Genomic DNA, 25,068 nt, shown 5'->3' on the forward strand with positions numbered 1-25,068 from the left:
TCTCTCCGGAGGAGAAAAATGGAACAATTTCCTGCCCTGAATACTGAATGCTTTGATCAACACATTGCCGAACGCCTGCACCTGCAGGAGCCCCCCAGAATCCTGATCCTGTACGGTTCAGTGCGAGAACGTTCCTACAGCCGCTTTGCAGCAGAAGAAGCTGGAAGGCTGCTGTCAGTCATGGGCGCAGAAGTGAAAATGTTTAATCCTTCAGGGCTACCGTTACCCGATGATGCGCCAGAAACGCATCCGAAAGTCGTTGAGCTTCGCAGCCTGGTCAGATGGTGTGATGGAATGGTCTGGAGTTCCCCGGAACGGCACGGTGCCATGAGCGCGATAATGAAAGCTCAGATTGACTGGATTCCATTAAGTGAAGGCGCTGTTCGCCCCTCTCAGGGAAAAACTCTCGCAGTAATGCAGGTCTGCGGCGGGTCACAGTCCTTCAATGCTGTTAACCAGATGCGGATACTGGGCCGGTGGATGCGTATGTTCACAATTCCCAACCAGTCCTCCGTAGCAAAAGCCTGGCAGGAATTCGATGAAAATGGGCGCATGAAGCCGTCCTCATGGTACGACCGTATCGTCGATGTCACTGAGGAACTATTTAAAATAACGCTGCTACTGAAAGGGCATACGGGATACCTTGCCGATCGCTACAGCGAGCGAAAAGAGAGCCACCAGGCGTTATCAGCACGCGTTAATCAGAGCAAAATCTGATACCAGAACTAAATTCGTAATGGGTAGGCCTTCAGACGATACTCAACCGGACTAAGGCCTTTTAATTTAATGCTGATCCGACGGGTATTGTAATAGCGGATATAGTCCTCAAGAACCACCTTGAGTTCATCAATATCATTGAATTCACTGGTATAAAAACACTCTGATTTCAATGCCCCGAAAAAACACTCAGCACAGGCATTATCCAGGCAGTTTCCCTTTCGGGACATACTTTGCAGGATACCAGAAGACTTCAACTGATACTGATACCAACGGTGTCGGTATTGCCAGCCCTGATCGGAGTGAAGTACTGGCCTACTGTCGTCATCCAGCCTGGCGAATGCCTTCAATAGCATTTCATCAATCATCGACATCGCAGGGCGTTCTGAAATACTGTAGGAAATAACTTCGTTATTAAAGAGATCGATGATAGGGGAAAGATAGAGTTTCCGGCCATTTACCGCAAATTCAGTCACATCAGTGACCCATTTCTCATTAGGTCGCGTGGCTTTAAAGTTTCTCTTCAGAATGTTTTCAGCAATTTCACCACACTCACCACGCCATGAACTGTAGCGCTTAACTTTGATGGTTGCTTTAAGAGCCATTGATGTCATCAATCGTTGAACGACTTTATGATTGATTACGCCAATTTCTCGTCTGAGAGCAAGCGTAATTCTGCGATAGCCGTAACGACCACGGTTATCAAAATATATCTCTTTGATTCGACTTCTTATATCATCATATTTCCCCGGAGATTTAAGTCCTTTCAGGTGATAGTAAAATGTACTCCGGGGTATCTGAGCTATCTGAAGCAGGTGCTCTAATGGGTAGTACTGCCTTAGTTCATTGATAACCTGAACCTTCTCTCTTACCGAACCAAGGCTTTCAGCTTTTTTAGATAAAGAACTCGTAATTCAAGGAAGTGGACTTTTTTTTCCAATTCTCGAATCCGTTTATCCTTCGAATATTCCAGTACAGCTTCCGCTTTAACAGGGTCATCAATCATATGGGGTGCCCTTTTCTTACCAACACGTAAAGAACGCAAACCGTCCTCTCCATGTTCGTTGAACACTTTTATCCATTTGCCTATCGAAGCGGCGCCAGCAACTTTAAATTTGGCAGCCGCCTGCGTTTGGGAAATCTGACCTGAAAGTACAGCTCTAACAGCTTCAATTCTGACCTCAGGGTCAACAGAGACTCCCTTGTCCCTGGATTTTAATCCCTCTTCCCCATAAGCATCATAGGCTGCAACCCATAATCTTACCTGGGTTCGAGGGACGTCGAAGCGTGCTGATGTCAAACGATAACCCTCATCAGTAGTGAAATAGTGCATAACCACCTGGAGGCGTTCTTCAAAGGTATATTTACGTCTGGACATGGGACTCTCCAATTAGAGAGTCCAACTAAATGGGTGCAGTGCACTTTGATTTACCATCAGGTGGGGCTTTTCTCTGTCTATCACCGGGAAAATACCTGAGACAGACAGTCTCAAGCACCCGCAATCATTCTACCTTAACTATTACATCATCTTACTTTGATGTATTCCTAAAATATTTTTCAGCCATGAATATCTATAAACATATTTATTAACACTGAAATTATTAATGGTTCTGGTAATAATATTTTAGACATAAAAAAACCTGCTCGAGAGCAGGTTTTTAATTATCAGCAGACTGATTACTGTAGCAGCGAAATATCCGCTACCTGCAGGAACAGATCGCGCAGTTTAGACAGCAGCGTCAGACGGTTCACGCGCACGTTCTGGTCTTCAGCGTTAACCATCACGTTCTCGAAGAACTCATCCACCGGCTCACGCAGGGATGCCAGTTCAACCAACGCTTCCTGATAACGACCTTCCGCAAAGTACGGCTGCAGTTTGTCGCGCAGCACAACCAGGTTACCCGCCAGCTTGATTTCCGCCGCTTCTTTCAGCACGGAAGCGTGAACGATATCGTTCAGCGTTTCGTCTGATTTCGCCAGGATGTTGGATACACGCTTGTTGGCCGCAGCCAGCGCAGAGGCCTCTTCCAACGTGCGGAAGTGGGACACTGCTTTCATACGCGCATCGAAATCTGCTGGACGAGTCGGACGACGTGCCAGCACGGCCTGGATGGTGTCAACGGTGTAGCCTTCGTCCTGATACCAGGCGCGGAAACGACCGAGCATGAAGTCGATAACTTCATCCACCACTTTCGCGTTGGTCAGCTTGTCACCGTACAGACGCACCGCTTCTTCGGTGAGGGTCTGCAGATCCAGCGGCAGGTTCTTCTCAACGATGATACGCAGCACGCCCAGCGCAGCACGACGCAGCGCAAACGGGTCTTTGTCGCCTTTCGGATGCTGACCAATACCGAAGATACCCGCCAGGGTGTCCATCTTGTCAGCAATCGCCAGCGCACAAGCAACCGGGTTAGACGGCAGATCGTCACCGGCAAAGCGCGGCTGATACTGCTCGTTCAACGCAACGGCAACGTCTTCCGCTTCGCCATCATGGCGCGCGTAGTGCATGCCCATCACGCCCTGGGTGTCGGTGAACTCGAAGACCATGTTGGTCATCAGGTCACACTTGGACAGCAGGCCTGCACGGGTTGCGTGGTTGACGTCAGCGCCAATCTGGCCCGCGATCCAGCCGGCCAGCGCCTGAATACGGTCAGTTTTGTCGCGCAGCGTACCCAGTTGCTGTTGGAACAGCACGGTTTGCAGGCGCGGCAGGTGATCTTCCAGACGTTTTTTACGGTCAGAATTGAAGAAGAACTCTGCATCAGCCAGACGTGGACGAACCACTTTCTCGTTACCGGAGATAATCTGCTGCGGGTCTTTCGACTCGATGTTCGCCACGAAGATGAAGTTTGGCAGCAGCTTGCCCGCGTTGTCGTAAACCGGGAAGTACTTCTGGTCGCCCTTCATGGTGTAAACCAGCGCTTCAGCTGGTACCGCGAGGAATTTCTCTTCAAACTTCGCGGTCAGCACCACCGGCCATTCCACCAGTGAGGTGACTTCTTCCAGCAGGCTTTCGCTGAGATCCGCATTGCCGCCAATCTTACGCGCCGCTTCTTCAGCATCAGCTTTAATTTTGGCTTTACGCATTTCGTAGTCAGCCATCACCATGCCGCGTTCCAGCAGAATCTGCGGGTACTGGTCGGCATTGTCGATGGTGAACTCAGGCTCGCCCATAAAACGGTGACCGCGGATGATGCGATCGGACTGCACGCCGAGAATGGTCGCCGGAACGACTTTATCACCCAGCAGCAGGGTCACGGTGTGAACCGGACGCACGAAGTGGACGTCAGACGCGCCCCAGCGCATCAGCTTAGGAATTGGCAGCTTAGCCAGCGAGTTGGCAATCATGTTCGGCAGCAGCGCTTCGGTGCTTTCACCTTTCACGTGCGCGCGATACAGCAGCCATTCGCCTTTATCTGTGGTCAGACGCTCAGCCTGATCGACGGTGATACCGCAGCCGCGCGCCCAGCCCTCAGCCGCTTTGCTTGGTTTACCTTCCGCGTCAAACGCCTGGGCAATCGCCGGGCCGCGTTTTTCAACTTCGCGATCCGCTTGCGCAGCCGCCAGATTTGCCACTTTCAGCGCCAGACGGCGAGGAGCTGCAAACCATTCAACGTTACCGTGCGCGAGGCCGGCGTTATCCAGCTCTGCCGTGACGTTCGCAGCAAAGGATTCAGCCAGGTTGCGCAGCGCTTTTGGTGGCAGCTCTTCAGTGCCGATTTCCACCAGAAAAGTATTTTCAGACATGGCCGCCTCTTATTTATTCTTGTTGCACATCGGGAAGCCGAGGGCTTCACGGGAAGCGTAGTAAGCTTCTGCCACTGCTTTGGTCAGGGTACGAATGCGCAGGATATAGCGCTGACGTTCGGTGACGGAGATGGCTTTACGCGCATCCAGCAGGTTAAAGCTATGGGCGGCCTTCAGAATACGCTCGTAAGCAGGCAGTGGCAGCGGAGTTTCCAGCGCCAGCAGCTGCTGCGCTTCCTTCTCGTACTGCTCGAAGCAGGTGAACAGGAAGTCCACGTCCGCGTATTCAAAGTTGTAGGTGGACTGCTCCACTTCGTTCTGATGGAACACGTCGCCGTAGGTAGTTTTACCCAGCGGACCGTCGCTCCAGACCAGGTCGTAAACGCTGTCTACGCCCTGAATGTACATCGCCAGACGTTCCAGACCGTAGGTGATCTCGCCGGTGATCGGCTTACATTCCAGACCGCCAACCTGCTGGAAGTAAGTGAACTGGGTCACTTCCATGCCGTTCAGCCACACTTCCCAACCCAGACCCCAGGCACCCAGCGTTGGGTTTTCCCAGTTGTCTTCCACGAAACGAATGTCGTGAATGGTCGGGTCCATACCCAGCTCTTTCAGCGATCCGAGGTACAGCTCCTGGATATTGTCCGGAGACGGTTTAATCACTACCTGGAACTGATAGTAGTGTTGTAAACGGTTCGGGTTCTCGCCATAACGGCCATCGGTTGGGCGACGGGAAGGCTGCACGTAGGCAGTTGCCATCGGTTCTGGCCCCAACGCACGCAGGCTAGTCATCGGGTGTGAGGTGCCGGCGCCAACTTCCATGTCCAGTGGTTGAACAATGGTGCAGCCCTGACGAGCCCAGTAATCCTGTAAGGTCAGGATCAGGCCCTGGAAGGTCCTGGTATCAAACTTTTGCATATGATTTCGTGCTGGATACGTGTGGATTTAAAGGAAGGAGTCAGTATACCCGCTGGCTGCGAGATATACAGTATGAAACGAGGTTGTTTAGACTAAATTGGGAAAAACAGGCCGGTTTTTGCCGCCAACCTACCTGTTTTAGCTCATGGAGAGATGTAAAAATCGGCCATCAGCATCGAAAGAGCAGACAAAACTTTCATTTCGCATGGTATAGCCACGCAGTTCGTAGCTGCCCTGAAAACGTTCAAACCCGGTGACGTCGATTTTCTTCGCCGCCGTATTATAGCGCTCTGCCGCGTTGTCTTTGCACAGTTGTTCCATGGAGAGCGAACGCTCGGAATTCACCCGCGCGCTTTGCGATTTTTGCACCACCGGCGGTTCAGCCGACGAGCACCCTGCGAGGACAATAAGTGCCAGCAAAGTAGAGAGAGACTTCATCATCATTATTTATCTTACCGGGCTGTTATTTTAGGCTTTACCCCTTTCTTACCGCCGCATTGTGCGAAGATTGCTACGCCATCACAAGTGCAGGGTGAGAAACTCGGAATTATCCAGTGAGATAGCTAGCACTGGGGCGAGTCTGACCTTATTTATAGCGGAATAATAGGTATCTGATGCAAGCAAAGATTAGCTGGATTGAGAACTTACGCGGAATTGCCTGCCTGATGGTAGTGATGATCCATACTACAACCTGGTATATCACCCACCCGCACGACGTGAGTCCGCTAAGCTGGGACTTTGCCAACGTCTTAAACTCCGCTTCCCGCGTCAGCGTGCCGCTCTTTTTTATGATTTCCGGCTACCTGTTTTTCGGCCCACGCAGCGCACAGCCGCGCCATTTTCTCCGCATCGCGCTCTGCCTGCTGTTCTATAGCGCTATCGCGTTGCTGTTTATCGCCTCTTTTACCCATATAAGCGTTGAAGCCTCTTTGAAGCATCTGCTGCAAAAACCGGTGTTCTATCACCTGTGGTTTTTCTTCGCCATCATCGTCATTTACCTGGTTTCGCCGCTGATTGAGGTCAAAGCTATTAGCGGTAAAATGCTGCTGGCTTTAATGGTAATGATTGGCCTGGTGGCAAACCCCAATACCGTTTCGTTGAGTACGCACGGCGTTGAATGGTTGCCGATCAATCTGTACATCAACGGCGATACGTTTTATTACGTTATTTACGGGTTACTTGGCCGCGCTATCGGCATGATGGAAACCGATAAAAAATCGCTGACGTGGTGCTGCGGGCTGTTATTTGCAGCCGCGGTGTGGATTATTTCGCGCGGGACGCTCCACGAATTGCAATGGCGCGGCAACTTCGCCGACACCTGGTACGTCTACTGCGGCCCGATGGTCTTTATCTGCGCCGCATCGCTGCTGACATTGGTTAAAAACACCCTGAACGCGCGCGTCCTTCCAGGGCTGGGATTTATTTCAAAGCATTCGCTGGGTATTTATGGCTTTCACGCGCTGATTATTTACACCTTACGTACCGGCGGTCTGGAATTAAAACGCTGGCCTGCCCTGGATATTCTCTGGATATTCACCGCAACGCTTGCTGGAAGCCTCGTGCTTTCTATGATGCTACAGCGTGTCGATACCCGTAGGCTGGTCAGTTAATACCGCGGCCCGCATCAGAAGATACTGACCTGATATACAGAGACAGAATGCCGCAAGATATGCGCCTCTTTCGACCAGCGAGAGCGGCGCATTCCATAATCCCACCAGCAGCAACCCGCTAGTCATAAGCGCCACCATCTGGCAGACAGCAGCAAAACGCTCGTCAAGCAGTCCACGTTTCACTTCACGCTGGTAGACATAGATGATGAACATGCTGGTTATCAACACACCCAGAAAATAGCCTTTACCGCTTAATAACGGACAAGCCCGCCATAAACCAATAAGGTAAATCAGGGCTCCAACCAGCATAAATAGCCATGCAATAAGCACAGAACGTTTCATTGGGATCTCCTTATCCATCAAATGCACATTATGGGATACGGGAGAACGGCGACACTGAAAAAGGGAGTTGAGAGAGCATTTCAGAATAAAACCATGCGGTTTTTTTATCGTTTTCGCCGGTTTAATTGCGGGAGCAAATCCCTCCTGCGAACAGGAGGGATTTATCATCAGGACATCAGCGGGAGAAGCTGCTGATACAACCTGCGGAAAGTCTCACGGCGCTGCTGATAAACCGTATGCTGCTGAGCATCCGGGCAATGCGTTTGTTCCAACTGCAGTTGCGGCAGCAGGTCTGAAAGCGGTTTGTCCGGATTAACGGCAATTTGCGCCAGCCGCGCTGCACCCAGCGCCGGGCCAACATCCCCCCCGGTGCGATAGTCCAGCTGCAGCCCACTAATATCCGCCAGCATTTGTCGCCACCAGGGGCTGCGCGCGCCACCGCCGATAAGCGTGATGCTCTTTGGCGTCACACCGCAGGCATGCACGACATCCATCCCATCCGCCAGCGCGTAGCCCACGCCTTCAAGCACCGCACGCGCCAGCTCGGCAGGCCCATGCTGGTGAGTCAGACCAAAGAAGACGCCTTTAGCCTGTGGGTTATTGTGCGGCGTGCGTTCACCGGAAAGATACGGCAGGAACCAGATAGGATCAGCCTGATTATCGGCAGATTCCGCCGCGCTAATCAGCGCTGGCACGGTCGTCAGGCCGGTCAGCCTGGCGGCCCAATCCAGACAGGAGGCCGCGCTCAGCATCACCGACATCAGGTGCCAGCGGCCCGGCAGCGCGTGGCAGAAGCTATGCACGGCGCTTTCCGGCTTGCTCAGGAAACCTTCGCTCACCGCAAAGTAGACCCCCGATGTTCCCAACGACAGCATCGCCTGACCGGCATCCGCCATCCCGACGCCGACGGCGCCAGCGGCATTATCACCACCACCGGCCACGACCGGCACCGCAGGCATATTCCATGCGTTGGCCACCGCTGGCAGCAGGTGCCCGGTGATGTCGCAGCCTTCATACAGCGCAGGCATGTTGTCACGGCTCAGAAGACAGGCGGCAAGCATCTCGTCGCTCCAGTCACGCTTCGCCACGTCCATCCACATGGTACCGGCAGCATCTGACATATCGCTAGCAAAGTCGCCGGTCATCCGCAGACGGAGATAATCTTTTGGTAACAGCACTTTATCAACCTGACGGAAGATTTCTGGTTCATGGCGCTGCACCCACAGCAGTTTCGGCGCGGTAAAGCCCGGCATCATCAGATTGCCGGTTATCTGTCGCGATGTTTTAACCTGCGCTTCCAGCAGTTCACACTCTTGCGCACAGCGGCCATCGTTCCACAGAATCGCGGGACGCAGCACGCGCTGTTGTTTATCCAGCAGCGTTGCACCATGCATTTGCCCGGCGATCCCCAGCGCTTTCACCCCTTGCAGGCTATGCTGCTGACCGAGCCCCTTGATGGCACGATCCGTTGCCTGCCACCACTGCTCAGGATCCTGTTCGGACCATAGCGGATGCGGACGGGAAACCGTCAGTTTTTCCGTCTGCGACGCCAGGACTGTACCCTGCTCATCAAGCAGAATCGCCTTAACGCCAGACGTGCCTAGATCTATGCCGATATACATCGCGACTGCTCCTTTAGGTGGTACGATGCCCGGCAAGCTTGCGCTCCCGGGCACGGTATACTGCGAAATGCGTGATGAACTTACTTGTCGAACAGGTAGTGGTTTACCAGCCCTTCCAGCAGTTCCTGATGGCCGCTCTGGTGCTGCGGCGCCAGTTGGTGCTGTTCAGCATATTTCGCCAGATCCTGCAGTGACATCTGACCTTTGAGGATCTGCTGACCCAGTTCGCCGTTCCAACCCGCATAGCGTTTCGCCACACGTTTATCCAGCTCGCCGCCTTCAATCATACGGGCCGCCACTTTCAGGGACAGCGCCATCGTGTCCATCGCGCCGATATGGCCGTAGAACAGGTCATATTTATCGGTGCTTTGACGACGAACTTTCGCATCGAAATTCAGGCCACCGGTGGTGAAGCCGCCCGCTTTCAGGATTTCGTACATCACCAGCGCATTTTCTTCTACGCTGTTCGGGAACTGGTCGGTATCCCAACCCAGTTGCGGGTCACCGCGGTTCGCATCGACGGAACCAAACAGGCCCAGCGCAATGGCGGTCGCAATTTCGTGATGGAAAGAGTGGCCCGCCAGCGTAGCGTGGTTCGCTTCAATGTTGAGCTTAATCTCTTTTTCCAGACCGAACTGCTTCAGGAAGCCATAAACGGTTGATGCATCGTAGTCATACTGGTGTTTGGTCGGTTCCTGAGGTTTCGGCTCGATAAGCAGCGTGCCCTGGAAGCCAATTTTGTGTTTGTGCTCAACCACCATCTGCATGAAGCGGCCAATCTGTTCACGTTCCTGACGCAGATCGGTATTCAGCAGTGATTCATAGCCTTCGCGACCGCCCCACAGCACATAGTTTTCGCCACCCAGTTTATGGGTTGCATTCATGGCGGTGAACACCTGAGTCGCCGCCCAGCTAAAGACTTCTGGGTCCGGGTTAGTCGCTGCGCCCGCGCCGTAGCGTGGGTTGGTGAAACAGTTTGCGGTACCCCACAGCAACTTCACGCCGCTCTGCTGCTGTTTCTCAGCCAGCACATCCACCATCTGAGCAAAGTTATTCAGATACTCTTTCAGGTTGGCGCCTTCCGGGGAGACGTCCACGTCGTGGAAGCAGTAGTAAGGCACGTTCAGTTTATGGAAAAACTCAAACGCCACGTCAGCTTTGCGTTTCGCACGCTCAATGGCTTCGCCTGGTTGCTGCCAAGGGCGATCGAATGAGCCGACACCAAACATATCCGCACCGTTCCAGCAGAAGGTATGCCAGTAGCAGGCTGCAAAGCGCAGGTGGTCTTCCATACGTTTGCCCAGCACGAGTTCATCTGGGTTGTAGTGGCGGAAAGCCAGCGGGTTTTCGGTTTTTGGGCCTTCGAAACGAACACGATCCAGTTGGTCGAAATAAGCTTGCATAATGAACTCCATAATCTGACACGCGGCGAGGAATACTTCGTGTTGTAATACTGAATTCTGATTTGCGGTAGCTCAATTACGTTATTTCACACTGCTATTAAGAGAATCCACAAATGTGCGCTGGCTCGCAAAATAAATAGGAATCCGCCTCGCTTTATGTGAGTAAATTTTGCATACGGTAATTTTAAAATCAGATCGCGGTCAAAAATTGACAATTAAACGAAATATCGTAATGGGAAGATAAAAATCTGTAATTGCCAGCAGGCGTATACATGTTAAAAATTTGCTGCGTGTTAAGTCATCTCTGTTTCTTTTATCGCCAATCTCATCTCCTATCCCTACAGAAGGCATTACGATTATGAAGATAAAGAACCTTTGCCTCACACTCTGCGCATCGCTACTTCTCACCAGCATGGCGAGCAGTGCTAAAGAAGTTAAAATCGGTATGGCTATTGATGACCTGCGCCTGGAGCGCTGGCAAAAAGACCGCGACATCTTCGTGAACAAGGCCGAACAGTTGGGCGCACAGGTCTTCGTGCAGTCCGCCAACGGAAACGAAGAGACGCAAATGTCGCAGATAGAAAATATGATCAACCGCGGCGTGGATGTCCTTGTTATTATTCCTTATAACGGGCAAGTACTTAGCAACGTAATTAAAGAAGCCAAACAAGAAGGCATTAAAGTATTAGCCTATGACCGCATGATTAATAATGCGGATATCGATTTTTATATTTCCTTCGACAATGAAAAAGTCGGTGAAATGCAGGCACAAAGCCTGGTCAACCAGGTCCCTCAGGGAAATTATTTCCTGATGGGCGGCTCACCGGTTGATAATAATGCCAAGCTGTTCCGCGCCGGGCAGATGAAAGTATTAAAACCTTATATTGATGACGGCAAGATTAAAGTCGTAGGCGATCAATGGGTTGACGGCTGGCTGCCGGAAAATGCGCTGAAAATTATGGAGAACGCCCTCACCGCCAACAATAACAAAGTGGATGCCGTGGTCGCCTCAAACGATGCCACCGCAGGCGGCGCCATTCAGGCACTTAGCGCTCAGGGTCTGGCTGGCAAAGTGGCCATTTCAGGCCAGGATGCCGACCTGGCTGGCGTGAAGCGCATCATCAACGGCACGCAGACCATGACCGTGTATAAGCCGATTACATTGCTGGCCAACAGCGCGGCAGAAATTGCCGTCGAACTCGGTAACGGAAAACAGCCTAAAGCCGATGCCACGCTGAATAACGGGCTGAAAGATGTACCGTCCCGCCTGCTGACCCCGATTGAAGTCAATAAAACCAATATTGACGAGACCGTAGTGAAAGACGGTTTCCATAAGAAGAGCGAACTCTAAACGGCCCGCCCCGGCCTCGCGCTGGGGCAGCCTGGCTTACGCGGAGCACAAGCACTTATGCCGTATTTACTCGAAATGAAAAACATCACCAAAACCTTCGGGGTGGTGAAGGCGATTGATAATGTCAGCCTGCGATTAAACCCCGGCGAGGTGGTTTCCCTGTGCGGCGAAAATGGTTCAGGGAAATCGACTTTAATGAAGGTGTTATGCGGTATTTACCCGCATGGCAGCTATGAAGGGGAAATCGTTTTTGCCGGTGAGACGCTACAGCCGACGCATATTCGCGACACCGAGCGCAAAGGCATTGCCATTATTCACCAGGAGCTGGCGCTGGTTAAGCATCTGACCGTGCTGGAGAACATTTTCCTCGGTGCGGAAATTAGCCGCCACGGCGTGCTGGATTACGACACCATGACGCTGCGCTGCGAAAAGCTGCTCGCGCAGGTCAACCTGGCCATTTCGCCGGATACGCGAGTGGGAGATTTAGGGCTCGGGCAACAGCAACTGGTTGAAATTGCTAAGGCGCTGAATAAACAGGTGCGACTGCTGATCCTTGACGAACCCACCGCGTCGTTAACCGAACAGGAAACCGGCGTGCTGCTGGGGATTATTCGCGATCTGCAGAACCACGGCATCGCCTGCGTCTACATCTCCCACAAGCTCAACGAAGTCAAAGCCATCTCAGACACCATCTGCGTGATCCGCGACGGCCAGCACATTGGTACCCGCGATGCCACCAACATGACCGAAGATGACATCATCACCATGATGGTTGGGCGCGAACTGACCGCGCTTTATCCGAGCGAACCTCACTCCGCCGGTGACGAAATTCTACGCGTGGAGCATCTCACCGCCTGGCACCCCGTGAACCGTCACATTAAACGCGTTAACAATATCTCCTTTAACCTCAAGCGTGGGGAGATCCTCGGTATCGCGGGCCTGGTCGGCGCCGGGAGAACCGAGGCGGTTCAGTGTCTGTTTGGCGTATGGCGCGGGCGCTGGGAGGGAAAAATCTTTATTGATGGCAAGCAGGTAGATATCCGCAACTGCCAGCAGGCCATCGCCCACGGCATTGCGATGGTACCGGAGGACCGCAAAAAAGACGGTATCGTGCCGGTGATGGCGGTCGGTAAGAACATTACGCTTGCCGCGCTGAGCGACTTCAGCGGCGCGCTCAGCAGCCTTGATGACGCCAAAGAGCAGCAGTGCATTTTGCAATCCATTCAACGCCTGAAGGTCAAAACCTCTTCGCCGGATCTCGCCATTGGTCGCCTGAGCGGTGGCAACCAGCAAAAAGCCATTCTGGCGCGCTGTCTGCTGCTCAATCCACGCATCCTCATTCTGGATGAACCCACGCGCGGGATCGATATCGGCGCGAAATACGAAATCTACAAGCTTATCAATCAACTGGTGCAGCAAGGGATTGCCGTCATCGTTATCTCTTCTGAATTGCCGGAGGTACTGGGTCTGAGCGACCGGGTGCTGGTGATGCATGAAGGGAAATTAAAAGCCAACCTGGTCAACGACAATCTGACTCAGGAACAAGTGATGGAAGCCGCCTTAAGGAGTGAACGTCATGTCGAAAAACAACCCGTCTGAAATCAAACTGGCGGCCCCTGCATCCGCCCCTGCATTGCGGCTAAAATCGCTTAACCTGCAGGTCTTCGTCATGATCGCGGCCATTATTGTGATTATGCTGTTCTTCACCTGGACCACCGAGGGCGCTTACCTCAGTGCGCGAAACGTCTCTAACCTGCTGCGCCAGACCGCCATCACCGGCATTCTCGCCGTCGGCATGGTGTTTGTGATTATCTCCGCCGAAATCGACCTCTCCGTCGGCTCCATGATGGGCCTGCTGGGCGGTGCTGCGGCTATTTTTGACGTCTGGTTGGGCTGGCCGCTACCGCTGACCATTGTCGTTACACTGGCGATGGGCCTGGTGCTCGGTGCCTGGAACGGGTGGTGGGTGGCCTATCGCAAAGTGCCGTCGTTTATCGTCACCCTGGCCGGGATGCTCGCCTTCCGCGGCATTCTGATTGGCATCACTAACGGCACCACCGTTTCCCCTACCAGCGCGGCCATGTCGCAGATTGGTCAAAGCTACCTGCCAAACAGCATCGGCTTTACCTTTGGCGCCATCGGGCTGATGGCGTTTGTGGCCTGGCAATGGCGCGGGCGGATGCGCCGTCAGTCGATGGGGCTTGGTACACCAGCATCCAGCGGCGTGGTAGGACGTCAGGCGCTGGCGGCGGTGATTGTGCTGGGCGCCATCTGGTTGCTCAACGATTATCGCGGCGTTCCAACTCCGGTACTTCTGCTCACACTGCTGCTATTAGCAGGGATGTTTATGGCAACCCGCACCGCCTTTGGTCGGCGCATTTACGCCATCGGCGGCAATATCGAAGCGGCGCGTCTCTCCGGTATTAACGTTGAGCGCAATAAGCTTGCGGTGTTTGCCATTAATGGCCTGATGGTCGCAATTGCTGGGCTGATCCTTAGCTCACGCCTGGGGGCGGGTTCGCCGTCTGCCGGGAACATTGCCGAACTGGATGCTATTGCCGCCTGCGTGATTGGCGGAACCAGCCTGGCGGGCGGTGTCGGTAGCGTAGCTGGCGCGGTGATGGGGGCATTTATTATGGCTTCACTCGACAACGGAATGAGTATGATGGACGTGCCCACTTTCTGGCAATATATCGTCAAAGGTGCAATTTTATTACTTGCCGTCTGGATGGATTCCGCAACCAAACGGCGTGCTTGATTGCCCAGCCGTGGTGTTGCCGTTCCCCATGACGGCAACACCCCTCATGATTCACGAGGAACCCTGAACCATGTTTGGAAAACGTCACCGCGTGACGCTGCTATTCAATGCCAATAAAGCCTTTGACCGTCAGGTGGTTGAAGGCGTGGGCGAATACTTACAGGCGTCGCAATCTGAGTGGGATATCTTCATAGAAGAAGACTTCCGCGCACGTATCGAAAACATCAAAGAGTGGCTGGGCGATGGCGTTATCGCCGACTACGACGACCCGACTATCGAAGCGCTCCTGACCGACGTCAACGTCCCCATCGTCGGTGTAGGCGGCTCCTATCACCGCCAGGAGCAGTATCCTCCCGTTCACTATATCGCCACCGATAACTACGCGCTGGTTGAAAGCGCCTTTCTGCACCTGAAGGAAAAAGGGGTGCATCGCTTTGCGTTTTACGGGTTGCCCTCCGCTAGCGGTAAACGCTGGGCCGAGGAGCGCGAATATGCCTTTAGCCAGATCGTCGCCAAAGAGAAATATCGCGGCGTCATCTACCAGGGCCAGCAGACCGCCCCGGAAAACTGGCAGCATGCACAAAATCGGCTGGCCGATTGGCTGCAAACCCTCCCGCCGCAAACCGGCATTATTGCCGTTACCGACTCCCGTGCCCGCCATGTCCTGCAAGCCTGCGAGCATCTGCATATTCCGGTACCGGAGAAGCTATGCGTGATTGGCATCGATAACGAAGAGTTGACGCGCTACCTCTCGCGCGTGGCCCTCTCCTCGGTGGCGCAAGGGGCCAGGCAGATGGGGTATCAGGCGGCGAAACTGATGCAACGACTGCTCGATAACGAAGTCCTGCCGCTCCAGCGCGTGCTGGTCCCTCCGATGCGGGTGATGGAGCGACGCTCCACCGACTACCGCTCTTTGAACGATCCGGCGGTGATTCAGGCGATGCACTACATCCGCAATAACGCCTGTAAGGGCATTAAGGTCGAGCAGGTGCTGGACTCGGTGGGGATTTCTCGTTCAAACCTCGAGAAGCGTTTTAAAGAAGAGGTAGGGGAAACGATTCATGCGGTGATCCACAGCGAAAAGCTGGAAAAAGCCCGCAGCCTGCTGGTTTCAACCTCACTATCCATTAACGAGATCTCGCAGATGTGCGGCTATCCCTCGCTGCAGTACTTCTATTCGGTGTTTAAGAAAGAGTACGACACCACGCCAAAAGAGTATCGCGAGCAGCACAGTGAATCCTTGATTCAGACTTAAGCCAGAGACATAAAAAAAGGCCTTCCAGTGGAAGGCCTTTTTTCAATACCGCGCCGATTACATATGTGCAGCAATCAGACGCTGGTTGTCCTGGTACATCGCGAACAGGTAGTCGTTATAGCTAGACCCCTTGGTCGAATACCCTTTCAGCTTATGAATCATCGCCGTGGCGGTGAGCTCCTGATCCGACTTACGCATCTGGGCGCGAGATTTACGGAACGAGGCATAAGCCGGGTGCGTATTCAGGTTAGCTGCGTAGGCCTGAACGGACTCCTTTACGGAATCAAACTTGGTGTAACCATTCACTGAACCTGAGCCATTTTTACAGCCTTTCCCGCATTTCATGCCGAACAGGTTGTTATTGGCACGCGCCAGCTTAGAGGTACCCCAGCCGCTTTCAGCAGCTGCCATCGTTGCGACCATGCTGCCTGGAATAATATCAACACGCTCAAGCAGCGAGTTCCACGGCACCTTACGGGTGTTGCCGTTCCAGCTGACTTTGTAGCGCGCAGCGATATCTTTCAGACGCGCACGTTCAGACGGCGACCAGCGACCTTCGTACTGCTTAGAAACCAGCCAGTTACGATCGGCAGTGATAGCTGCATTTTGGCTTGTGATATAAGGCATTACCGTCCGGAGAAACGCTCTTTTCCTTGGGGTTCCGGAAGGGTATTTTCGCAAATCAGGAAGTGAACTGCTCTTTACACTATTGCGAGAATACTCTTGTTTACTGCTTGCCTTGCTATAACTTGCCTTTGTTACTTTTGGTGCCGTCGCCTTCGTATGTTTTGTTACCGAGGCTTTTTGATGCTTCGTTACCGTGTGTGTTGTTGCAAACACCCCACCTGAAAAAGTCCAGATGAGTAACATAAGTATCGCGGCCCCATATCGTCGAATGGGAGTCGATATCATTAGGTCTCCTGGTCGGATTTAATCATTCCAACGCCTTATTATTTCAAAAAATTGAGAGCTGAATCTCAAATTATAGCAAAAATACCCCGCCAACGCACGCTCAGGAAATAGTCCGATTCCGAATCGGCATGTGGACGCGATTCAGCATAAGACAAATTGCGCAGGCAAAATGTCAGCCACCTCTCATTTTAGTTCATTTTTTGACCTCTATCACTCAGCCCTGCTTCTCCTCCTTTTGCCAGGATGAGTACAGCGCGATAAGCGACTGGCACACTAGGGAAAAATTCGTTGGCACAAGGATCCAGGAATGAAATTCGCCGCCCTGATACCGCTACTGATTCCCACTTTTGCCGGCGCAGCTAGCTGGTCCAGCGAGGGCTTTCCTGCTTTTTCAGCGGAAGGCACCGGCAAGTTCAGCAGCCAAAAAATGCTCGCTAAGGGTACTCGCCCGCTAAGACTGAATTTTGACCAACAGTGCTGGCAGCCCTCTTCACCCATTCGCCTCAACCAAATGTTGTCGCTGGAACCGTGCCAGGGCGAAGCGCCGCAGTGGCGTCTCTTTCGTGATGGCAGTTACGTACTGGAGGTGGATACCCGCTCAGGAACACCCACGCTCACCATTGCAGTACAAAACGATGCCCAGGACGGCGCAAACACCATAGCCGTTCGCCAGTGCCCGCACTGGGACGGCAAACCGCTAACGCTGGACGTCGCCAACACCTTCCCGGAAGGCAGCACCGTGCGCGATTTTTACAGCGGCCAGACGGCAACGGTAAAGCAGGGAAAGATCACGCTGCGCCCGGCCGATAACAGCAACGGCCTCCTGTTGCTTGAAAGCGTAGAGGTCTCCAGCACTGCGCCGTTTAGCTGGCACAACGCCACGGTCTATTTCGTACTGACCGACCGTTACGTCAACGGCGACCCAAGCAACGACCATAGCTATGGTCGTCATAACGACGGCATGCAGGAGATTGGTACCTTCCACGGCGGCGACCTGAAAGGCCTGACCAGCAAGCTCGACTATCTGCAAAAACTGGGGGTCAATGCGCTGTGGATTAGCTCTCCGCTCGAGCAGATCCACGGCTGGGTTGGCGGTGGCACAAAAGGCGACTTCCCGCATTATGCCTATCACGGCTACTACACCCAGGACTGGACGCGTCTGGACGCCAACATGGGTACCGAAGACGACCTGCGCGCGTTGGTGGATGGCGCACATCAGCGCGGCATCCGCATTCTGTTTGACGTGGTGATGAACCACACCGGCTACGCTACCCTTGCCGATATGCAGCAATATCAGTTCGGCGCGCTCTACCTTAAAGGCGATGACATCACCAAAACGCTGGGCCAGCAGTGGACGGACTGGAAGCCAGGCCCTGGCCAGACCTGGCATAGCTTTAACGATTACATCAACTTTAGCGATAAAGCCGCGTGGGAAAAATGGTGGGGCAAAGCGTGGGTCCGCACCGATATTGGTGATTACGACAACCCCGGGTTTGATGATTTAACCATGTCGCTGGCGTTCCTGCCGGACCTCAAGACCGAGTCCACCACGCCGAGCGGGCTGCCGAATTTCTACCACAACAAGCCGGATACCCACGCCAGCGCCATCGAGGGCTTTACGCCACGCGACTATCTGACTCACTGGCTCAGCCAATGGGTGCGCGACTACGGTATTGACGGTTTCCGCGTGGATACCGCCAAACACGTTGAGATGGCCGCCTGGCAGCAACTCAAAGCGCAATCTATCGAGGCGCTAGCCGAGTGGAAGAAAGCCAACCCGCAAAAAGCACTCGACGCCGCACCGTTCTGGATGACCGGTGAAGCCTGGGGGCACGGCGTGATGGAGAGCGAGTACTACCGCCACGGCTTCGACGCGATGATCAACTTCGATTACCAGGATCAGGCAGCAAAAGCCACCGATTGCCTGGCCAATATCGATATGACCTGGCAGCAGATGGCCGACAAGCTGCAAAGCTTCAACGTCTTAAGCTACCTATCATCACACGATACCCGCCTGTTCCGCGAAAAAGGCAATAACGCCGCTGAACTGCTGCTGCTTGCTCCCGGTGCCGTGCAGATCTTCTACGGCGATGAGTCCAGCCGTCCCTTTGGGCCAACCGGTTCAGACCCGCTACAGGGCACCCGCTCGCAGATGAACTGGCAGGACGTCACCGGTCAATCCGCCGCGACCGTCGCACACTGGCAAACGCTAGGCCAGTTCCGCGCCCGTCACCCCGCTATCGGCGCAGGCAAGCAGACCACTCTTACGCTCCCGCAAGGCTATGGTTTTGTTCGTGAAACGGGTGGAGATAAAGTCATGATTGTCTGGGCAGGTAAGCCATAACTTATTCTTATCATGGCCCGTATTTATCATACGGGCTTCTTTAGAATAAATGACTACATAAACACAAATATCACGCGTTATCCGCTAAAACGCCTTCCGCGAGGCCATTTGCACCCTATCGTCAGTGGCGTTATCGTTATCGGCTTCACAGAACAAGCAATAGAAGCTCGGCTATGACATTTTCACTTTTTGGCGACAAATTCACCCGCCATTCGGGCATTACCCGCCTGATGGAAGACCTCAACGACGGTTTACGCACTCCAGGTGCCATCATGCTAGGCGGCGGTAACCCGGCGCAGATCCCTGAGATGAACGCGTACTTCAATAATCTACTGGCGGAGATGCTGGAAAGCGGCAAAGTCTCTGAAGCGCTGTGTAATTACGATGGTCCTCAGGGCAAAAATGAACTGCTCGTCGCCCTAGCCGATATGCTGCGCAATGAATTAGGTTGGGAGATCGGCCCACAGAATATTGCACTGACAAATGGCAGCCAAAGCGCGTTTTTCTACTTGTTCAATCTGTTCGCCGGACGACGTGCGGACGGTTCTACTCGCAAAGTGCTGTTCCCGCTAACGCCAGAGTACATTGGCTATGCGGATTCCGGCCTCGAAGACGATCTGTTTGTCTCTACCCGCCCGCACATTGAACTGCTCCCGGAAGGGCAGTTTAAGTATCACGTCGATTTCGATAATTTACCGATCGGTGAAGACACCGGGATGATCTGCGTTTCACGCCCGACCAACCCAACGGGTAACGTGATCACCGACGATGAACTGAAACAGCTCGATGCATTGGCCAACCAGCACGGCGTCCCGCTGGTTATCGATAATGCCTACGGTGTTCCTTTCCCAGGAATCATCTTTAGCGAGGCGCGCCCGCTGTGGAACCCGAACACCGTGCTGTGCATGAGCCTGTCCAAACTCGGCCTGCCGGGTAGCCGCTGCGGCATCATCATTGCCAACGAGTCGATTATCACCGCCATCAGCAATATGAACGGTATCATCAGCCTTGCGCCGGGCGGCATTGGGCCGGCGATCATGTGCGAAATGATTAAGCGCCACGATCTGCTGCGACTGTCAGAAACGGTCATCAAGCCGTTCTACTACCAGCGAGTTCAGGAGACCATCGCCATCCTTCGCCGCTATTTACCGGAAGAGCGCTGCCTCATCCATAAGCCTGAAGGGGCCATCTTCCTGTGGCTGTGGTTTAAAGATTTGCCGATTACCACCGAAGTGCTTTATCAGCGTCTGAAAAAACGCGGCGTCCTGATGGTGCCCGGTGATTTCTTCTTCCCTGGGCTGGATAAACCCTGGCCGCATACCCACCAGTGTATGCGCATGAACTATGTGCCGGAGCCGGATAAAATTGAAGCCGGTGTCAAAATTCTTGCTGAAGAAATTGAATTAGCCTGGAATGAACAGCGTTAAAATATAATATATCAGCCTCCAAAATATGGAGGCTGATATTTTTCTGTGATCTGTATTGTTATTTTTGAAAAAGAAAATAGAAATACAGCCTAACTACCCCACTCGGATTACTCCCAATTTCAGCCTGCTATTTAATTACCACTAAACACTCGCACCCATTATTCATTATTGCTTAATATGTTAAATATGGAGTAACAGCATGTTTCTCAAGAGCATATTTATTTACATAGCAGACTTTGTTTATGCTTAAGTTAAATCAGAGTTTTCCATACTTTCGTATGAAAAGAAACGCCCCATGCAAGGCTTAATTTTCACCATACACTGACTAATACGCACTCGGCGTTTTTAACTGGTGGAGATAAGATCATGGCCTCTAAAAAAATTAGCCAATTAAGCATAATTGCTATGGCGGTGCTTCTTGCTTTCTCACTCTCTGCCTGTAGCGGAAGCGGCGGGGGTTCACATTCAACGGCCAAAAACGGTACCACTTCGGGTAGCGGTTCTGGCGGTGGAGACGGCTCCGGCGGCGGCGATGGTAGCGGCGGCGGGAACGGTAATGGCAACTCGGGTAGCGGCAGCCAAACCGCTGGCAGCAGCATTCTGGGTGAAACCGGGAAAGCGGTATCCGGCGTGGGCGATACGTTGGGCGGTCTGGGTAGTCAGTTGACCAGCACGGCGGGCAACAACCCGGTCACCTCAACCATTTCAACTACCGTCACCGGCGTGGGTAACGCGGTCGATACCTTAGGAACCGGCGTAACCAACGGCGTTGGGAACTCATCAAACCCTAACGGCGTGGGGACAACGCTGCAGGGCACCACCAGTACCGTTACGGTGCTGGGGAATACGGTATCCGGCGTGGGTAGCAACCTGTCCACCAGCACCTCCGGCACTCCGGTTGCTGGGGTGACCGGGTTGGTCGGCAACGTGGTGAATAGCGCGGGTCAGATTGTCAGCAGCACCGGCACAGGCTTAACCAGCACCCTGCAAAGCCCAGGTGCTGTCGCCGCCACAACTGGCGTGACTTCCGTCGTCAATAACACGCTTTCTGGGGTCCAGGGCGTTACTCAGGGCGTCGGGACAACGACCGGTTTAGGTACTCCGGTTAACGGTCTGCTCACCCAGGTGGGCACCACCGTAAGCGGGCTTGGTAACAACGTCAGCACCTCAACGCCGGCATTGGGCGGCGTCGGGCAGGTGGTCACTAGCGTCGGGAATATCGTGACGGATGCCGGTGGCTTAGTGAAACCTACCGGCACCCAGACCAGCAGCGGCGGCCTGTTGGCAAGCGCCTCACTGGGCGGCACGGTCAGTTCATTAACCAATACGCTCAACGTCAGCACCTCTGCTAATGCCAGCGCCAGCAGCTCTTCAACCACTACCACGACCAGTCCTTTAGGTGGTCTGCTTAGCGGGTTAACGTTAAAAAAATAAGCTATATATTTATTAATGCTTTCCGTGCCCCCGCAATGGGGGCATGTTTTTCAGCAGAATAACAATAATCATCCTTGCACAATAAAATACACAAGGAACGCGTCATGAAAACGACCCTGGCTTATGCGCTATCGGGGGTTGTTCTGCTTAATATAGCCAGAGCAGACACATTACCCGCATTGATTGACCCCAATAACCCGGCAAAAGCGGAACATAACAGCACGCCGCAAGCCCCTCCTGCAGCAGCCCCGAGTTTAACCGTAAGCGTTCCTAAAAATAAATTAACGCCGGAAACGCTTATTAAAGTCGATCATATTCAATTTATTGGCGGCACGGTATATCCGTTAAAAGAGCTCTTGCAGCCTTTTGTTCCCTATGCACGCAAACAGGTTCCGTTAAAAACGCTGGTCGGGCTTATTAATGATATTACGCTGCGCTACCGCGCTGACGGCTATCCGCTCTCCTACGCGTGGCTTCCGGATGACAACTTTCATGACGGCACGATCAAAATCGTTCTGGTGGAAGGCTATGTTGCGCACAGCGACATTCAAAGTAATAACCCCAATCTGGCAGAGCGCTTAAAGCGGCTTGCCGCCAAAATCATGGCCGAGAAGCCACTGACGCAGGCAACCTTCGACCGCTACACCCAATTAATGACCCGTACCCCCGGCGTCACCGTCGATGCCAGCGCGCAGCTGCCGCAAAACATCTATGGCGCCGCGGCCATGCAGGCTAAAAGTATTCAGCCGCATATCTGGGATATTTCATCGACCATTGATACCCGTCGCAGCCAGAACATGGCCTTCGTCACCGGGTCGCTTAGCAACTTAACCAGCTATGGCGATCAGCTCGGGCTGGCGACATTGATTCCACTCGACAGCTCAACGCGGAAATCCTATTTAGGGTTGAACTATCAACAGTTCCTGACCGACGACGGGCTGATGATGCAGCTCAAAGGCAGCTTCTACCGCGACAACCCACGGGACTATACGCCGTTACAGTACTACTCGGGGGGCTACTTAGATTCCCGGCAGGAAACCACGCAATATAACGGCGGCGCGATGTTCAGCTATCCGATTATCTTAACCGGCAAGCAGCAGCTCAACGTTAATGGAGGCATCGACTACACCGACCGCCGGAACGACAACCACATCCGCCAGGTTGAGAACACACAAACGGTCGATAGCCTCGATCTCAAAAGCCACGTTCGCTACCCGGCATTTGAGTTCGGCATCAACGGCCTGCAGGCATTCGACCGCGCCAGCATTAACGGCAAGCTGACGCTGCGTCAGGGCGTGGATATTTCGTCAATGGCGGATGCCGCGCCGACTTTCGGCAACGATCTCTCCTTCACGCTATGGAAAAGCAATATTGATGCGGCCTGGATGATCACCGACAAATGGCGCCTCTCCACGTCAATGGAGGGTGACTGGTCAGATAACGACTTGCCCGAACCTGAACGCGTCAGCTTCGGTGCCCAGCGCTTTGGCCGCGGCTACCAGGACGGAGAAGCCAGCGGTGACTACGGTTATGGTGGGCAGGTTGAGCTTCGCTACGTACATTCGATAAAAGAGAACAGCTGGGTTGCCACCGTGCAGCCGTACGTGCTGACCGACACCGCCCAGACCTGGTTTAACGCGCCGGGGCTACCGCATCAGCGGCTTGCGTCTGTTGCCACCGGGGTGATGTTTGGCGACAACAAGCACTACAGCGTGACGGTCGAGGCCGCGCGCCCGGTGGGCGATGTGCCAACCGACAGCCACAATCGTGACTGGCGCTACAGCCTGACGTTCAGCTGGAACTTCAACAACCTACATTAATCCCGATACCGGGCGCTGGCTGACGTCAACACAGGCCAGCGCTCCCGTCGGACAGGCCGCCACGCAGGCGGGGCCTTCTTCGCGGTGACGGCATAAATCGCACTTTATCGCCTGCGGTCGTCGCCCCTGCACGCTGACGTTCATCGCCCCAAAAGGACACGCCAGCATACAGCTCTTACAACCGATGCACAGTGCCTGCTGAACAGCAACCACGCCGTTTTCCCGCTGGATCGCGCCGGTGGGGCACACGTTACTGCACGGCGCATCTTCACACTGATGGCAGGCCACCGCCGTGGAAAACATCCCGCCCTTCACCACCCGAATGCGAGGAAGAAACGCCTCGCGCGAGACGCTAGCACACGCCTGTTCATCCTGATGCGCCACTACGCAGGCCACTTCACAGGTTCGACAGCCAATGCACTTTAAAGAATCAGCGACAATAAACGGGTTCATTCCCCACTCCGTTGCGAGAGATAAACCCTAAGAGTGCCAGAGCGGCGAGGCGATATGCTTTGATCCGAGGTGGGGAATGGGCATTTTTTGATAAATGCCAGAGTCAATTCAGTCGTTTGCCTCAGGCCGAATTGATATGTTCCTTACAGTACCGCCGCTTCCACGCGGCGGGCGTCAGCCCGGTGTGCTTACGGAAAATTTGTCGGAAATACCCCACATCGGCAAAACCGCACTGCTCGGCCACTTCTTTTAGTGAGCGCGCATGGTTACTCAGCAGCTTCTCCGCCGCCTTTACCCGCTGGCGATGGATGGCTTCGGTGATAGTGAGGTGGAAAACGCGGCGATAAACGCGCCCCAGATAGTCTGCGTTGCAGTGCAACTCCCGCGCCAGCATGGAGGTCGACAGCGGGAGATGGTAGCGCGTGTGGATCACCTGCTGGGCTTTCCATGCCAGTGCCGCACCGCCTTCATCCTTTGGCTCCGCCTGCTGCGCCGAAAGCGAAATATGCTGCAGAATCAACAGCAGAATTAGTTCCAGCGAGGCGTTACGCTGAATTTTTTCCTGCTCGTTGAGAAACTGGCGAAACAGCGATGTCAGGTACTGAGGGTCGTGTAGCGTGGTCTGCTGAGGGATAGCTAACTGCATTAACAGCGGGTGCGGCGATGCCGAGGCGCTAATCTCGAAATGCAGCCAGTAGAATTTCAGGTCGGCGGGAAAATCCTCGATACCAACGTGTCGGCGACCGGGCCAGAGCAACAGGCTATCGCCCGCAGCAACGTGAAAAGTACGATCCTCTTCCTGAATCGCTAATGTCCCTTTTTCAACAAACAGCACCTCCCACGAACGCAGCCTGCGGGCCGGATGCCGACCCACGCCCCGGGAGATAAACAGCCCGCCGTTTTGTACCTTAATCGGAAGCGCTATGGATAGATTGAGCATAAATATTAATAA

At 53.7% G+C, this 25,068-nt stretch carries 20 protein-coding genes; 10 read left to right on the plus strand and 10 right to left on the minus strand.

Translation table 11 applies throughout. From position 1 onward, the window contains the following. Nucleotides 1-18: 18 nt before the first annotated feature. Nucleotides 19-717 carry an arsenical resistance protein ArsH gene (gene arsH / locus AB2B48_RS16850; RefSeq protein WP_040150695.1) on the plus strand — a complete coding sequence of 233 codons (699 nt, stop codon included), beginning with the start codon at nucleotides 19-21 and terminating at the stop codon, nucleotides 715-717. Between the two features lie 8 nt (nucleotides 718-725). Here arsH and AB2B48_RS16855 read toward each other — a convergent pair. The 4 genes from AB2B48_RS16855 to AB2B48_RS16870 all read right to left on the minus strand — a co-directional run bounded on the left by AB2B48_RS16855 (nucleotide 726) and on the right by AB2B48_RS16870 (nucleotide 5,829). Then, nucleotides 726-2,095, minus strand: a protein-coding gene (locus AB2B48_RS16855) for an IS3 family transposase (RefSeq protein ID WP_103771724.1) whose coding sequence is annotated in 2 segments (ribosomal slippage) — nucleotides 726-1,615 and nucleotides 1,615-2,095 — 1,371 coding nt in all. Because the reading frame shifts where the segments join, the coding sequence is not laid out codon by codon here. A gap of 299 nt (nucleotides 2,096-2,394) precedes the next feature. Next, nucleotides 2,395-4,464, minus strand: coding sequence for a glycine--tRNA ligase subunit beta (gene glyS / locus AB2B48_RS16860; RefSeq protein ID WP_185667436.1), 2,070 nt, complete (start codon nucleotides 4,462-4,464; stop codon nucleotides 2,395-2,397). Nucleotides 4,465-4,473: 9 nt separating this feature from the next. After that, complete coding sequence (glyQ, locus tag AB2B48_RS16865) at nucleotides 4,474-5,385, minus strand: glycine--tRNA ligase subunit alpha (RefSeq protein ID WP_035893112.1); 912 nt, start codon at nucleotides 5,383-5,385, stop codon at nucleotides 4,474-4,476. Between the two features lie 138 nt (nucleotides 5,386-5,523). Continuing rightward, nucleotides 5,524-5,829: a YsaB family lipoprotein gene (locus AB2B48_RS16870; RefSeq protein ID WP_185667437.1), complete on the minus strand. Its 306-nt coding sequence runs from the start codon at nucleotides 5,827-5,829 to the stop codon at nucleotides 5,524-5,526. A gap of 170 nt (nucleotides 5,830-5,999) precedes the next feature. On the opposite strand from AB2B48_RS16870, the gene AB2B48_RS16875 reads away from it, so the two are divergent. Next, nucleotides 6,000-6,995, plus strand: coding sequence for an acyltransferase (locus AB2B48_RS16875; protein ID WP_368299664.1), 996 nt, complete (start codon nucleotides 6,000-6,002; stop codon nucleotides 6,993-6,995). On the opposite strand, the gene yiaB is transcribed toward AB2B48_RS16875, so the two are convergent. From yiaB to xylA, 3 genes are all read right to left on the minus strand, one after another. Beyond that, on the minus strand, nucleotides 6,960-7,337 hold the full coding sequence (yiaB, locus tag AB2B48_RS16880; RefSeq protein WP_368299665.1) for an inner membrane protein YiaB: 378 nt from the start codon (nucleotides 7,335-7,337) through the stop codon (nucleotides 6,960-6,962). The two genes, AB2B48_RS16875 and yiaB, sit on opposite strands and share 36 nt — an antisense overlap. 167 nt (nucleotides 7,338-7,504) lie before the next feature. Beyond that, a complete protein-coding gene (gene xylB, locus AB2B48_RS16885; protein WP_368299666.1) occupies nucleotides 7,505-8,959 on the minus strand; it encodes a xylulokinase in 1,455 nt (484 codons plus the stop codon). Nucleotides 8,960-9,039: 80 nt separating this feature from the next. Beyond that, nucleotides 9,040-10,362, minus strand: coding sequence for a xylose isomerase (gene xylA / locus AB2B48_RS16890; protein ID WP_185667441.1), 1,323 nt, complete (start codon nucleotides 10,360-10,362; stop codon nucleotides 9,040-9,042). Nucleotides 10,363-10,720: 358 nt separating this feature from the next. Here xylA and xylF point away from each other — a divergent pair, with 358 nt between their 5' ends. The 4 genes from xylF to xylR all read left to right on the plus strand — a co-directional run bounded on the left by xylF (nucleotide 10,721) and on the right by xylR (nucleotide 15,726). Continuing rightward, nucleotides 10,721-11,713 carry a D-xylose ABC transporter substrate-binding protein gene (gene xylF, locus AB2B48_RS16895; protein WP_185667442.1) on the plus strand — a complete coding sequence of 331 codons (993 nt, stop codon included), beginning with the start codon at nucleotides 10,721-10,723 and terminating at the stop codon, nucleotides 11,711-11,713. Nucleotides 11,714-11,770: 57 nt separating this feature from the next. After that, the gene (locus AB2B48_RS16900; protein ID WP_368299667.1) at nucleotides 11,771-13,312 is read left to right on the plus strand and encodes a xylose ABC transporter ATP-binding protein; all 1,542 of its coding nucleotides are present in this window, start codon (nucleotides 11,771-11,773) and stop codon (nucleotides 13,310-13,312) included. Next, nucleotides 13,290-14,471, plus strand: a complete 1,182-nt coding sequence (gene xylH / locus AB2B48_RS16905) for a xylose ABC transporter permease XylH (RefSeq protein WP_368299668.1) — start codon at nucleotides 13,290-13,292, stop codon at nucleotides 14,469-14,471. The genes AB2B48_RS16900 and xylH overlap by 23 nt, the downstream gene beginning before the upstream one ends. A gap of 70 nt (nucleotides 14,472-14,541) precedes the next feature. Beyond that, nucleotides 14,542-15,726: a D-xylose utilization transcriptional activator XylR gene (xylR, locus tag AB2B48_RS16910; RefSeq protein ID WP_185667445.1), complete on the plus strand. Its 1,185-nt coding sequence runs from the start codon at nucleotides 14,542-14,544 to the stop codon at nucleotides 15,724-15,726. A gap of 57 nt (nucleotides 15,727-15,783) precedes the next feature. Here xylR and AB2B48_RS16915 read toward each other — a convergent pair whose 3' ends face one another. Next, nucleotides 15,784-16,638, minus strand: a complete 855-nt coding sequence (locus tag AB2B48_RS16915) for a protein bax (protein WP_220440683.1) — start codon at nucleotides 16,636-16,638, stop codon at nucleotides 15,784-15,786. A 307-nt stretch (nucleotides 16,639-16,945) separates the two neighbouring features. On the opposite strand from AB2B48_RS16915, the gene AB2B48_RS16920 reads away from it, so the two are divergent. From AB2B48_RS16920 to AB2B48_RS16935, 4 genes are all read left to right on the plus strand, one after another. After that, a complete protein-coding gene (locus tag AB2B48_RS16920) occupies nucleotides 16,946-18,982 on the plus strand; it encodes an alpha-amylase (protein WP_368299669.1) in 2,037 nt (678 codons plus the stop codon). Nucleotides 18,983-19,155: 173 nt separating this feature from the next. Then, nucleotides 19,156-20,409, plus strand: coding sequence for a valine--pyruvate transaminase (gene avtA, locus AB2B48_RS16925; RefSeq protein WP_185667448.1), 1,254 nt, complete (start codon nucleotides 19,156-19,158; stop codon nucleotides 20,407-20,409). A 366-nt stretch (nucleotides 20,410-20,775) separates the two neighbouring features. Beyond that, nucleotides 20,776-21,843: a collagen-like triple helix repeat-containing protein gene (locus AB2B48_RS16930; protein ID WP_185667449.1), complete on the plus strand. Its 1,068-nt coding sequence runs from the start codon at nucleotides 20,776-20,778 to the stop codon at nucleotides 21,841-21,843. Between the two features lie 104 nt (nucleotides 21,844-21,947). Continuing rightward, on the plus strand, nucleotides 21,948-23,663 hold the full coding sequence (locus AB2B48_RS16935) for a ShlB/FhaC/HecB family hemolysin secretion/activation protein (protein ID WP_368299670.1): 1,716 nt from the start codon (nucleotides 21,948-21,950) through the stop codon (nucleotides 23,661-23,663). Here the strand turns inward: AB2B48_RS16935 and AB2B48_RS16940 are convergent. Both AB2B48_RS16940 and AB2B48_RS16945 read right to left on the minus strand, forming a co-directional pair. Continuing rightward, nucleotides 23,655-24,116 (minus strand): 4Fe-4S dicluster domain-containing protein, encoded by a 462-nt coding sequence (locus tag AB2B48_RS16940; protein WP_333010997.1) that lies wholly within the window; start codon nucleotides 24,114-24,116, stop codon nucleotides 23,655-23,657. The genes AB2B48_RS16935 and AB2B48_RS16940 overlap by 9 nt on opposite strands. Before the next feature lie 121 nt (nucleotides 24,117-24,237). Continuing rightward, on the minus strand, nucleotides 24,238-25,056 hold the full coding sequence (locus AB2B48_RS16945; protein ID WP_368299671.1) for an AraC family transcriptional regulator: 819 nt from the start codon (nucleotides 25,054-25,056) through the stop codon (nucleotides 24,238-24,240). Nucleotides 25,057-25,068: the final 12 nt, after the last annotated feature.

The organism is Kluyvera sichuanensis (genome assembly GCF_040930405.1).
Classification (GTDB): Bacteria; Pseudomonadota; Gammaproteobacteria; order Enterobacterales; family Enterobacteriaceae; genus Kluyvera; species Kluyvera sichuanensis.

Bases quoted from the DNA above. Each gene is read 5' to 3' on its own strand.
- arsH (WP_040150695.1), top strand. From the start codon at position 19: ATGGAACAATTTCCTGCCCTGAATACTGAATGCTTTGATCAACACATT.
- glyS (WP_185667436.1), bottom strand. From the start codon at position 4,464: ATGTCTGAAAATACTTTTCTGGTGGAAATCGGCACTGAAGAGCTGCCA.
- glyQ (WP_035893112.1), bottom strand. From the start codon at position 5,385: ATGCAAAAGTTTGATACCAGGACCTTCCAGGGCCTGATCCTGACCTTA.
- AB2B48_RS16870 (WP_185667437.1), bottom strand. From the start codon at position 5,829: ATGATGATGAAGTCTCTCTCTACTTTGCTGGCACTTATTGTCCTCGCA.
- AB2B48_RS16875 (WP_368299664.1), top strand. From the start codon at position 6,000: ATGCAAGCAAAGATTAGCTGGATTGAGAACTTACGCGGAATTGCCTGC.
- yiaB (WP_368299665.1), bottom strand. From the start codon at position 7,337: ATGAAACGTTCTGTGCTTATTGCATGGCTATTTATGCTGGTTGGAGCC.
- xylB (WP_368299666.1), bottom strand. From the start codon at position 8,959: ATGTATATCGGCATAGATCTAGGCACGTCTGGCGTTAAGGCGATTCTG.
- xylA (WP_185667441.1), bottom strand. From the start codon at position 10,362: ATGCAAGCTTATTTCGACCAACTGGATCGTGTTCGTTTCGAAGGCCCA.
- xylF (WP_185667442.1), top strand. From the start codon at position 10,721: ATGAAGATAAAGAACCTTTGCCTCACACTCTGCGCATCGCTACTTCTC.
- AB2B48_RS16900 (WP_368299667.1), top strand. From the start codon at position 11,771: ATGCCGTATTTACTCGAAATGAAAAACATCACCAAAACCTTCGGGGTG.
- xylH (WP_368299668.1), top strand. From the start codon at position 13,290: ATGTCGAAAAACAACCCGTCTGAAATCAAACTGGCGGCCCCTGCATCC.
- xylR (WP_185667445.1), top strand. From the start codon at position 14,542: ATGTTTGGAAAACGTCACCGCGTGACGCTGCTATTCAATGCCAATAAA.
- AB2B48_RS16915 (WP_220440683.1), bottom strand. From the start codon at position 16,638: ATGATATCGACTCCCATTCGACGATATGGGGCCGCGATACTTATGTTA.
- AB2B48_RS16920 (WP_368299669.1), top strand. From the start codon at position 16,946: ATGAAATTCGCCGCCCTGATACCGCTACTGATTCCCACTTTTGCCGGC.
- avtA (WP_185667448.1), top strand. From the start codon at position 19,156: ATGACATTTTCACTTTTTGGCGACAAATTCACCCGCCATTCGGGCATT.
- AB2B48_RS16930 (WP_185667449.1), top strand. From the start codon at position 20,776: ATGGCCTCTAAAAAAATTAGCCAATTAAGCATAATTGCTATGGCGGTG.
- AB2B48_RS16935 (WP_368299670.1), top strand. From the start codon at position 21,948: ATGAAAACGACCCTGGCTTATGCGCTATCGGGGGTTGTTCTGCTTAAT.
- AB2B48_RS16940 (WP_333010997.1), bottom strand. From the start codon at position 24,116: ATGAACCCGTTTATTGTCGCTGATTCTTTAAAGTGCATTGGCTGTCGA.
- AB2B48_RS16945 (WP_368299671.1), bottom strand. From the start codon at position 25,056: ATGCTCAATCTATCCATAGCGCTTCCGATTAAGGTACAAAACGGCGGG.